The organism is Streptomyces sp. NPDC047971, assembly GCF_040653355.1.
Lineage (GTDB): Bacteria > Actinomycetota > Actinomycetes > Streptomycetales > Streptomycetaceae > Streptomyces.
In genome coordinates this window covers 35636-46068 of sequence record NZ_JBEZNW010000050.1, presented here as the reverse complement: position 1 = coordinate 46068, position 10433 = coordinate 35636, and the positions used below count along the sequence as shown (strand labels likewise).

Here is a 10433-nt window from a genome sequence, read left to right as displayed (position 1 = left end):
CCATACAAAACGACAAACACCCCACACACCCACCCCACTAATGCGAATGGACCCCAAAACACACCCAAAGAAGCAACCACACCCACCCCACACCCACCCACCCACCACAACCCCGTCGAGCCCGCACCCCACCAGGCAGTCCGGGCGGCCCCTCCCAGCCCGCGGAAAGTCCCGCCACCCGGGATACGACATGCCGCACCCACGCCGGACCCGGCAGCCCACCACCCAGCAGCCTCCCGCCCAGGCAGGCCACCACGCCGCTCCCCTCCAAGACGACGACCCGCCAGAACGTGTGACAGGGCACAGCCCGGCCCTCCCGAACCGCCCGGAGCCGGACCCCCCGCCCACTCGCGCCATCGACAGCCACGAGCCGCCCGGAAGCGCTTCCCATCCCGTGCCGAGGTGAATTCGTTCTCACCACCCCCCCGACGGGACGACGAAGGGCCAGCCGGGCCCGCGGCATCACGCCACTCAGTACCCACCGTGCACAGCGACACCCAGGACCAGCACCGCAACGGACAGCCCGAGGAAACCGACCGCCCCACCGAGCTCGCGGTCACCCACGCGCAGATGCGCGCCGACCGCCCCAAGGAAATACAGGACCAGACCCGCCGCGGCCGCCATCCCGATCAACGGCACGACAAAGCCCGCCAGCAGCCCCAACGAGCCCGCCGCCAGACACCCACCCAACGGCACCATCCACGACCGCGGCACACTCAGCCGGTCCGCGATCGCCGCGATCGACTCGTGCCCGACGAAGTCCAGATACGCGCCGTACCCGAGCGCGGCAGCGGTCAGAACGGTCACGACGGCATACACGGCGAACACGGCAAACCTCCAGGAGCAGAACGCCGGGGCGGATCCCACCCCCGCCCACCACCCTCCTCGCGCCGGCCGTTGCAGGTCCAATACCTGCATCCATAACCTGACGGCATGGATGTGGACACCCGACTGCTCCGCTACTTCGACACCGTCGCACAGGAAGGCAACCTCACTCGCGCCGCGGAACGGCTGTTCATCTCCCAGCCGGCGCTGACCAAGCAGATCAGGCAGCTCGAACTCCTGCTCGGCGTACAACTCTTCACCCGCTCCCGCGCCGGCATGACGCTCACCGAACCCGGCCGCGCCCTCGCCGCCGGCGTCCCCGGGCTCCTCACCGCATGGGACCGGCTGCGCCAAGACACCCGGAGCGCGGCCTCCCGCGCCTCCCGCGTCCTGCGCGTCGGCTTCCTCGCCAGCGCCGCCAACGAACTCACCCCACGGATCACAGCCGCGTTCGCCGCCCGCCGGCCCGGCTGGCGGGTGGACATGCGCCAGGCGCCCTGGTCGGACCCGACCGCCGGACTCGCCACCGGAGACGTCGACGCCGCACTCCTCCGGCTGCCCTTCCCCGGCCAGGACGACCTGCGCACCGAAACGCTGCTGACAGAAGCCCGGTGGGTCGTCCTGCCCGACGAACACCCACTGGCCGGCCGCGACGCGATCCCGTTCCGCGAGCTCTGGGACGAACCCTTCGTCGCCGCCCCGCCCGAGACCGGACCGTGGCACGACTACTGGCTGGCCGCCGACGAGCGCGAGGGCCACCCTGTCCGCATCGGCGCCGTCACCGAGAACCCCGACGACTGGCTGACCGCGATCGCCAACGGCTACGGCATCGCCCTCGCCCCCGAATCCGCCGCCCGCTTCTACCCGCGCCCCGGCGTCGTCTACCGCCCCGTCATCGGCATCGCCCCCACCAGCGTCGGCGTCGCATGGCCGCCCGCCGCGGACACCGACCCCGTCGTCCAGGACTTCGTCCGCTGCTGCCTGGACCAGACGCCACCCGGACCGCCGACCACAGCCTGAGGCACCACGTCCCGCCGACGCAACGCAACACCGACGGACAGCCCCGAACCAGGAACCACTCCACAACCGGATGCCCGTCAACGTCATGTACATCAAGGCCGACCGAAGCGACCCGCACCGTCCTCACCGGCCGAGCGGAGCGGGCGCGGACCCACCCGGGCCGGAGCCCGCAGTGGGTACGGGGGCGGGGACGGAGTGAACAACCGTGGTCCCGCAGGTCCTGGCGTACACCTTCACAGCGCAGCAGGCCTTGGCTGGTGCCGATGACCGGCGACCGGAACAACACACCACGTCCAACCACCGCACAACCGGACCCGCCGGTACCCACCGAAAGACCGGCCGGCCAGCCCCGTACCGCGGAGGCAGTTCCGCAACCTCGTTCCGCGCCCGCACATCAGCGACGAAAGGCATCAGCCTTCGTCAAAACCACAGAAGGTCCCTGATCCATCAGCGGCATCGGCGAACTCCGCAAAGTCCATGTTGGCGATGCTGAGGTTGGCCGAAATGTTCGGAAACCATTGAGCAGGAACCCTGAACGTCCGCCCAGGCTCGTCCGAGAGATCCACGGCCAGAAGCGGGCAACCCGGATCCACCATCGTGACCGCGTCCGCCAGAAACACGTAGACGACCTGCTCGTCCTCGTCAGCAGCAGCCTCTTCGGTCATCAAGTCACGGACCCCGACACCGGCAAAGCGAAAATCGCTCACATACGTGGCATGGGAGTACTCGTCCGCCGCATCCAGTGCAGCTCGAACCGAATCCCAGGCACACTCGTCACCGAAATCGGTACGCAGAACCAGCGAGGTCAGATCATCAGGCTGAGGCAGAGGCACCTCGTGATCCTCTCACCCGCCCCTGACACCAACTGCCCAGACCAGGCATCCACCGCACCGGCGGAACCCCGCACACAACCCAGCGCCACCAAGAACACCCCCAGCCAGAACAGATATCCCCCATGAGCACGCGCACAGGATCCCGGATCAGGACCGTTGGCCAGCCCGGCGAGTGACGCGGCGGCAAAAACGCGTATCGGGTCGTGATCGATGCTGCATCACACCTTCCGGGGAAGGTGCCCGCCACGGTGACGGGCCCTGCAGCCCACGGCTGCGCCGCGTAGAGGCGAGTGACGGGAAGCACCGCCGCAGACAGGCAACGGGGTCCGGGCGCCTGCCCGCCGTGGACCCGTGCCTGGGACCCGTGCCTAGGAGCCATGCCGGGAAGCCGCGTCGGGGTGCCGTGTCAGACCACGGCAAGCCGGTCCACCAGCAGTTCCACCCTCGGCTCGATGAGCTCCGGCGGCAGCCGCCCCGCCCGGGTCAAGGTGGCCAGGCCGTGCAGGCCGGCCCAGAAGACCTCGGTGAACAGCCCCGGATGAACGCCGTCGCCGGCCACCTCGGTGAGGGACTCGAGCAGGGCGGCAAAGGCGTCCTTCAGAGGCTCAGGGGTGTCCTCCCGTGCGTACGCCAGGCCACCGTCGAGCTGGAACAGGGCGTCATACACCGCCGGATTGCGCGCGGCGAAGTCGAGATAGGCGCGGGCGAGAGCGCCGGCCCGCTCCCGCGGGCCGACCGCGGCGGAGGTCGCCGCCCGCAGCGCCACGGCCATCTCGGTGGCACCCTCCAGGGCGACGGCGCCGATGATCTCCCGCTTGCCACGGAAGTGACTGTAGAGAACGGGCTGGCTGTACTCGATGCGCTCGGCGAGACGGCGGGTGGTGACCGCGTCCCAGCCCTGCTGCTCGGCGAGTTCACGGGCCGTCGCCACGATGAGGCGCTCACGCTCCGCCCGTTCGCGCTCCTTGCGTTCCTTGACTGACATACACGAATTCTAGCATCGCTAGACAATCAAGCGTTAGCAGTACTAGCGTTGCCTCATCACCTAGCAGCGCTAGATCCAGGGGGTCGTCATGCTCGACACGCTCCAAGTCGTCACCACCGTCGTCGTCGGACTGATGGTGGGGGTGGAGTTCTCCGTCGCCTTCATCATGAGCCGGATCCTCGACGCGCTCCCCGAGGACAGCGGCCAGCTCGGCCACGCACACGGCGGCCGGATGCTCGGCACCCTCATGCCGTTCTGGTACATCGGCTCGCTCGTCCTCATCGCGGTCTGGGCCGTCACCGGATGGCAGCACCACGGCGCCGCACTCGTCGCCACCGCCGCCGGACTGCTGATCCTCAGCGTGGTCATGTCGATCCTGCTGCTCGTCCCGATCAACAACCGCAACAAGACCTGGACCCCCGAGAACCGGCCCGCCGACTGGAAGGAGCAACTGCAGCGCTGGAACCGCTACCACTACGTCCGAGTCGCCGTCATCGTCACCGCGTTCACCCTGCTCGTCGCCGCCCTCGCCTGACCCACCACCCCGACCCGCACCGCAACTCCCCCGTCCATCGACCGCACCGACAGCCTCGCCCAGCCGACGACAACCCACACGGAGAAGGAACAATGACACTGAAGAAGATCAACACCGCCCTGGCCGCCCTCTTCATCCTCTTCATCCTCTGGTTCGGGACCCAGTACATCCTGGCCCCACAGACGATCGCGCCAGGCTTCGGCCTGCCGAACTGGCCGCCCGGCGACGGCGACGGCTTCCTCATCATCAAAGGAACCCGCGACGTCGTCCTGGCCCTCGTCCTGGCCATCCTGCTCATAACAGGCCACCGCCGCGCACTCGGCTGGGCACTACTGGTCGAAGCACTCGCCGCCTACGGCGACATGACCAACGTGCTGGCCCACCACGGCTCCCTTGCAACCGCCCTCGCCGTCCACGGCCTCACCGCAACACTCATGGTGATCAACGGCCTGCTGATCATGCACGAGACCCGTACCACCGCAGCCACCACGACAACTCCCGCCCCCCAACCCGCCTGACACCACCCCGCCGCCACCCCGCCACACTCGAGCCGCCAAGGAGTCCCCATGCGCGTCCCCCTCGCCACAGGTCTTGCCCTGCTGTCCACCGGTGCCCTCGCAGGCGCGTTCGGCTACGGCGCCGCCAACCTCGTCCCCACGTTCGACGCCGTGCCACTTGAGACGAGACTGTCCTTCCACACACAGCTGATGGAAATGAACGGCATCACCATGCAAGGCGCCATGGCACTGTCCGCACTCAGCACCGCCACACTCGCCATCATGACCCGCGGCACCCCACGACGGCTCGCCGGCGCCGCCAGCCTGCTCACCCTCGCATCGTTCCTCATAACCCGGCTCGGCAACGTCCCCATCAACGGCCGGATCAAGCAATGGGCCGCCACCACAGCACCCCACGACCACGCCGAAATCCTGAATCGCTGGGAAGCCTTCAACCACGCCCGCACAGGCACGGCGTTCGCCGCCTTCTCCCTACTGATCCTGCTGGCCCTGCATCGCCAAAACGCCAAACCCGACCCCAGCAAAACAACCTGATCAGCCTGGATCCCGCGTCTCAGGCAGGCGACAGAGGGACCCCAACCACCACCGTGCAGACGCTCTCAGACCCACACCCGACAGGCACACCTGAGCAACGGTGACGGGATCATCAGCGGGGCAGGGTGGGCCCGTCGGCTGTCAGCGGCGCCAACTAGGGTCGGGCTCACGAGATCGCCAGCAGCGGGAGATGCCATGTCGTCAGGACACGCGCAGCAGCGCGCAGCCCCGTCCTGGCCTGGCACGCCACGGCCGCTGGCGCCGACTCCGTTCGACGTTGAGGCGGTCTTTCCGGAGCTGGCCGGTATGGCCCGCGAGGCGACCCTCCTCTACCCCCGGACGGGGCAGCCGAGCACAGCCGACAGTTCCATCGGCGGGCCACTGCTGTGGCCCGCCGACGAACCCTGGCCGATGTGCACCGAGCCGGATCACTACAAGCCGCTCGCCGCGCCCGTCGGGCCCGAGCCGGTCGCGATGGTCCCGATAGTCCAGCTGTACGCACGGGACGTGCCCGGTCTCGTCTTCCCCACCGGTACCGATCTGTTGCAGATCCTCTGGTGTCCACTGGTCCACGAGGACGGCCAGTACGCGGCCAACCCCAGCCTCCACTGGCGCAGCGCGGCGCAGACGGCCGCCAAGGCCGCTGGCAGGGAACCGCCCGTCCCGCACACAGCCGAGGAGGACTACGTGCCGCGCCGGTGCACGGTGTCCCCCACACCGGCTGCGGAGTACCCGAACTGGGATCTGCCGGAAGGGCTCAGCGAGCTGCTCGAGGAGCGGTTCGAAGCCCTGGAAGAGGAACACGGCTTCAGCTACTTCGAGGTGGCCACCACGCAGCAGAGCAAGGTCGGTGGCTACCCAGGATGGACACAGTCGCCCGACTGGCCCGACTGCGCAGGCTGCGGCACCCGCATGGAGCACCTCCTCAGTGTCACCGCGACCGAGCCGGGCATGGGTCGTTGGCTGCCCCTGGACGACCGCGACCTCCGCCAGGACCTCGCCGCGCCCCCCTCCTGGGAGGCAGAGGCCGACCCCGCCGCTCTTCCCACGTTCGGGCACCACATGGGCCTGGGCGACGTCGGCGGCATGTACTTCTTCGTCTGCCGGGCCTGCCCCGACACCCCGTACACCCACCGTTACGACTGCTGAACCCGTCCCGGTCCCCTCTGCCCGCGCGAGTGCCCGCGACACCTCACCGACAGCCTCCACCGGATCCACTGGCCGGGTTCTCCTGAAAGACGACCGGGTCTTCGTACCGACTCGACTCCCGTGCATTCCTGGGAGCGCTGCGGCCCGGCCCCGAGGGTCGGGGCCGGGCCGCAGCGGGAATCCACGGGTCAGGCGAGGGCGAGGAAGAGCTTCTCCAGCTCTTCCTCGGTCATGGGAGCCTGGCTTTCGTCGGCGTTGGCCATGCACTGGCGCATGCCGCTTGCGACGATCTTGAAGCCGGCGCGGTCGAGGGCTCGGGAGACGGCGGCAAGCTGGGTGACGACGTCCTTGCAGTCGCGTCCGGCTTCGATCATGGCGATGACTCCCGCGAGCTGCCCCTGAGCGCGGCGCAAGCGGTTGAGGACTGCGTTGACTGAGTCTTCGTCGACTTTCACCGGTGCCTCCTGGGCTTCGCTCGTTCCCTCCATGGTACCCCAGGGGGTATGAGGTGGAGGGGGGTCAGTGGTCGCGGAGAGCGGCAAGGGTGGCATCGAGATCGCCCTGGTCGGGGCGGTTGTGGGGAAGCTTGGCGAGGAGAGCGGCCATGCCGCAGGTGTTGGTGAGGGCGGAGAAGACCAGGCCGCCGGCGATGCCTGCGGAGGCGAGGCGGAAGGCGGGGCGCAGGCGGCCGAGGGCAAGGCCGGTCAGGACGACGGCGCCGGCGGTGAAGCGGACCTGGCGTTCCATGCTCCACGAGGTGCGGGTGGCACCTTCGGGGTGGTGGAGGGTGTGTCCGCCGTCGGTCCAGGCCGTGGTGCCGCCGATGAGGGTGGCGGTGGTGATTCCGGCGTCGGTGAGGCTCTTGCAGGCGTTCTCGGATCGGGTGCCGGATGCGCAGACGACGAGGATGTCGCCGCGGTCGGCGGCCTTGCGGATGTCGGGCAGGGCTCGGGTGAGGTGGTCGAGGGGGATGTTGAGGGCGCCGGGGATGTGTCCGGTGGCGTATTCGCTGGGGGTGCGGACGTCCAGGACGATCAGTTCGTGGAGGCGGCTGTGGGCCTGGTGCGCGTCGAGGGTGCGGGGGTGGGTCATGGTGCGGTGTTCCGTCCTTGTTGGGGGGTGAGGTGGTGGGCGGCGGGGATGGGTGGGCGTTCGGTCCATTGTGGTCGGGTCAGTGGAGGACGTCGGCGAGCATGAGGGCGGCGACGGCCAGCAGAACGGTCGCGAAAGTCCGCTGGAGGGCAGGTCCGGAGACGCGTGCGGCGAGGCGTTTGCCGTCCCAGGCACCCAGGATCGCTGCGCCGGTGAAGGGGGCGATGACCGCCCAGTGGAGCGGGGTGTGGGTGCCGGCGCGGGCCGTGAGTGCGGCGAGGGAGTTGACGGTGATGGCCAGGAGGCTGGTGCCGACGGCGGTACGCATGCGCAGGCCGAGGACGGTGACGAGGGCGGGGACGGCGAGGAAGCCGCCGCCGACGCCGAGGAAGCCGGTGACCGCCCCGAGTCCGGCGCCCGCTCCGGCGGCGTGTGCGGGCCGGACGGGGCGCGGCTGCCGCTCGGCTGATCGGGGCTTGAACATGGCCAGTGCGGCGAGGGCTGCGATGACCGCGAACGCGGCGGTCAGTACCGCCTCGGGGACGCGGGTGGAGAGGGCGGCGGCGGCGATGGCGGGCGGGATGCCGGCCGCCGCGAACAGGGCGCCGGTCTTCCAGCGAACGTTGCCGGAGGTGGCGTGGCGGTAGAGGGCGGTGGCCGAGGTGGCGGCGACGATGATCAGGGAGGCGGTGGTCGCGGCGGCCGGGGTGAAGCCGAGGAGGTAGATCAGGGCGGGGACGGCCAGGACGCTGCCGCCGCCGCCCAGTGCCCCGAGGGCCAGTCCGATGACGGCTCCGGCGGTGAGGGCGAGGAGGAGCGTGCTCACGCTATCCGGCCGCTGCTTCCGCGTTCGTCGACGACCGGGAGCCCGTCCGCGGCCCAGGCGTACATGCCGCCCTTGACGTCGACGGCCTGGGCGCCGCGGCTGGTCAGGAGTTGGGCGGCCTGCTGGGACCGGTGCCCGGATCGGCAGATGACCACCAGCTGCTTGTCCTTGGCGGCCGGGGGCAGGGAGGCGCCGGTCAGGAGGCGGGAGAGCGGGGCATGGACGGCGTCGGGGGCGTGTCCGGTGTTCCATTCGGCCCGTTCACGCACGTCGAGGAGCACGGCGGGGCCATTGGTGGTGCGCTGGTGGGCCTGGGCGGGGGTGACGCGGGCGGCGCCGCGGCGGAAGAGGGAGAACATGCGCCTTCCTTCCAGGTCGGTGTGGGCAGGTAGGGGGACGGGGTCAGGGGGTGCGGTCGTCGGTGGTGAGGGTCAGGCCGGCGGGCGTCGCGGCGTCGAAGGAGTCGTCGATGGCGACGACGTCGCGTCCGGCGGCGTCGAGGAGGGAGGCGGCGATTCCCGCGCGCATCCCGCCCGCGCAGTGGACCCAGACGGTTCCGGCCGGGACATCGGCCAGGCGACGGTGGAGGTCGTGGACGGGGACATGGGCGGATCCTGTGATGAAGCCCCTGGCGCGCTCGGAGTCGCGGCGGACGTCGAGGATCACGGTGTCGGGGCCGGGTGCTTGGGCGGCGAGGTCGGCGAAGGTGGCGCGGGGGAAGGACCGGGGGGTGTGGCCGTCGGGTATCCAGTCGGCCAGGGTGCCGGTGGCCGCGGCGGTGGGGCGGTCGATGCCGACACGGACCAGTTCGCGCTGGGCAGCGGCGAGCTGGGCGGGTGAGTCGGCGAGGAGGGTGACGGGTTTTCCCCAGGGGATCATCCAGGCCAGGTACGTGGCGATCTTCCCGTCCGCCTCGAAGTTGAACGAGCCCGCGACGTGCCCTTCGGCGAACGCGATACGGCTGCGCAGGTCGACGACCCATTCCCCGGCGGCCAGCCGACGGGCGATGTCGGTGGCGTCGGTCAGGGGCGGGGCTCCGAGGTCGACCGGGGCGGGGCCGGCGGCGTTGGCCGGACCCATGTGGGCGTAGTAGGCGGGCACGTCCTCGAGGCCAGCCAGGAGGTCGGCGACGAAGGAGTCGACGTCCTTGACCAGGGCGTCGTTGGCGGTCTTCTCCTTGCCGATGGTGGTGGCGTCACCCTCGGCCTGGGAGGAGGAGCAGAAGCTGCCGAATCCATGGGTGGGCAGCACCGGTGTCTCGTCGGGGAGCTCGGCCGCCAGGCGGTTGGCGGAGGCGTACTGAGCGCGGGCCAGCTGTTCGGTCAGGCGGGGTTCGACCAGATCGGGGCGTCCCACCGAGCCGATCAGCAGCGAACCTCCCGTGAAGACCGCTGCGACCCGGCCGTCCTCCTCCAGAACGTAGGAGGTGTGGTGGGGGGTGTGGCCGGGGGTGGCCAGCGCCCGCAGCGTGACGCCCTCGTCGACGCCCACGGTGTCGCCGTCCGAGACCGGGACATGGGAAAAGGAGACGTGGGCGCCGGACGGTACGAGGTACGCGGCGCCGGTCAGGCGGGCCAGGTCCAGGCCACCGGTGACGTAGTCGTTGTGGACGTGGGTCTCCACCACGTGGGAAATCCGCACCCCACGTACAGCTGCCGCCGATAGGACGCGGTCGATGTCGCGAGGCGGGTCGACCACGACGGCGTTGGCGACGCCGCCGGCGAGGTAGCTCCGGTTCCCCAGGCCCTCGGTCTCGATGGTGTCAATGAAGAACACGCGGGTGCTCCTTTCGGCGATGACATTTACCCCCGGGGGTATAGATCGAGCGTAGCACGGGTACCCCCGGGGGTATTTTTGGATGGTGCGAGCGGTCATGCTCAGCGCGGCCGACCCCCCGCACCCGACACCCCCTGTCGAGACCGAACGGCGCGGGAGAATTGCGCGACCAGGCCGTCGGACAGAAGCCCCGACGGCCTCACGAGGGCAGGCCCACCGACGGATCGTCCGGCCCACTGGCGGCGAGACTGACGAGCAGGGCGAAGAGCTGCTCGACTCGATCCCACTTGCCCTACAGGCTCGCCAACAGCTGGAAACGTCGCCGCCTACTGCCGACGCT

The 10433-nt window shown here is 69.9% G+C and carries 13 protein-coding genes; 5 read left to right on the top strand and 8 right to left on the bottom strand.

Annotation, left to right across the window (positions count from 1 at the left end):
- Positions 1-471 precede the first annotated feature (471 nt).
- Positions 472-828, bottom strand: coding sequence for a DoxX family protein (locus AB0D99_RS31835; RefSeq protein WP_362370213.1), 357 nt, complete (start codon positions 826-828; stop codon positions 472-474).
- Positions 829-933: 105 nt separating this feature from the next.
- Here AB0D99_RS31835 and AB0D99_RS31830 point away from each other — a divergent pair, with 105 nt between their 5' ends.
- Complete coding sequence (locus tag AB0D99_RS31830; protein WP_362370211.1) at positions 934-1845, top strand: LysR family transcriptional regulator; 912 nt, start codon at positions 934-936, stop codon at positions 1843-1845.
- A gap of 410 nt (positions 1846-2255) precedes the next feature.
- Here the strand turns inward: AB0D99_RS31830 and AB0D99_RS31825 are convergent, their stop codons facing one another.
- Together AB0D99_RS31825 and AB0D99_RS31820 are read right to left on the bottom strand one after the other, a co-directional pair.
- A complete protein-coding gene (locus AB0D99_RS31825) occupies positions 2256-2678 on the bottom strand; it encodes a hypothetical protein (RefSeq protein ID WP_362370208.1) in 423 nt (140 codons plus the stop codon).
- Between the two features lie 406 nt (positions 2679-3084).
- Positions 3085-3663 (bottom strand): TetR/AcrR family transcriptional regulator, encoded by a 579-nt coding sequence (locus tag AB0D99_RS31820; RefSeq protein ID WP_362370205.1) that lies wholly within the window; start codon positions 3661-3663, stop codon positions 3085-3087.
- Between the two features lie 88 nt (positions 3664-3751).
- Here AB0D99_RS31820 and AB0D99_RS31815 point away from each other — a divergent pair, with 88 nt between their 5' ends.
- The 4 genes from AB0D99_RS31815 to AB0D99_RS31800 all read left to right on the top strand — a co-directional run bounded on the left by AB0D99_RS31815 (position 3752) and on the right by AB0D99_RS31800 (position 6399).
- Complete coding sequence (locus tag AB0D99_RS31815; RefSeq protein ID WP_362370202.1) at positions 3752-4198, top strand: DUF1772 domain-containing protein; 447 nt, start codon at positions 3752-3754, stop codon at positions 4196-4198.
- Positions 4199-4290: 92 nt separating this feature from the next.
- Positions 4291-4716: a DUF4267 domain-containing protein gene (locus tag AB0D99_RS31810; RefSeq protein WP_362370199.1), complete on the top strand. Its 426-nt coding sequence runs from the start codon at positions 4291-4293 to the stop codon at positions 4714-4716.
- 48 nt (positions 4717-4764) lie between these two features.
- A complete protein-coding gene (locus AB0D99_RS31805) occupies positions 4765-5250 on the top strand; it encodes a DUF1772 domain-containing protein (RefSeq protein WP_362370196.1) in 486 nt (161 codons plus the stop codon).
- Positions 5251-5445: 195 nt separating this feature from the next.
- Entirely contained in the window at positions 5446-6399 is a 954-nt protein-coding gene (locus AB0D99_RS31800) for a hypothetical protein (RefSeq protein WP_362370193.1), read from the top strand.
- Between the two features lie 188 nt (positions 6400-6587).
- On the opposite strand, the gene AB0D99_RS31795 is transcribed toward AB0D99_RS31800, so the two are convergent.
- The 5 genes from AB0D99_RS31795 to AB0D99_RS31775 form a co-directional block, all read right to left on the bottom strand.
- A complete protein-coding gene (locus AB0D99_RS31795; protein ID WP_362370190.1) occupies positions 6588-6887 on the bottom strand; it encodes a metal-sensitive transcriptional regulator in 300 nt (99 codons plus the stop codon).
- Between the two features lie 31 nt (positions 6888-6918).
- Positions 6919-7491, bottom strand: coding sequence for a rhodanese-like domain-containing protein (locus AB0D99_RS31790; RefSeq protein ID WP_362370187.1), 573 nt, complete (start codon positions 7489-7491; stop codon positions 6919-6921).
- A 79-nt stretch (positions 7492-7570) separates the two neighbouring features.
- Positions 7571-8317: a sulfite exporter TauE/SafE family protein gene (locus AB0D99_RS31785; RefSeq protein WP_362370184.1), complete on the bottom strand. Its 747-nt coding sequence runs from the start codon at positions 8315-8317 to the stop codon at positions 7571-7573.
- Positions 8314-8676 (bottom strand): rhodanese-like domain-containing protein, encoded by a 363-nt coding sequence (locus tag AB0D99_RS31780; RefSeq protein WP_362370181.1) that lies wholly within the window; start codon positions 8674-8676, stop codon positions 8314-8316. The genes AB0D99_RS31785 and AB0D99_RS31780 overlap by 4 nt, the downstream gene beginning before the upstream one ends.
- A gap of 43 nt (positions 8677-8719) precedes the next feature.
- Entirely contained in the window at positions 8720-10093 is a 1374-nt protein-coding gene (locus tag AB0D99_RS31775) for an MBL fold metallo-hydrolase (RefSeq protein WP_362370178.1), read from the bottom strand.
- Between the last annotated feature and the right edge of the window lie 340 nt (positions 10094-10433).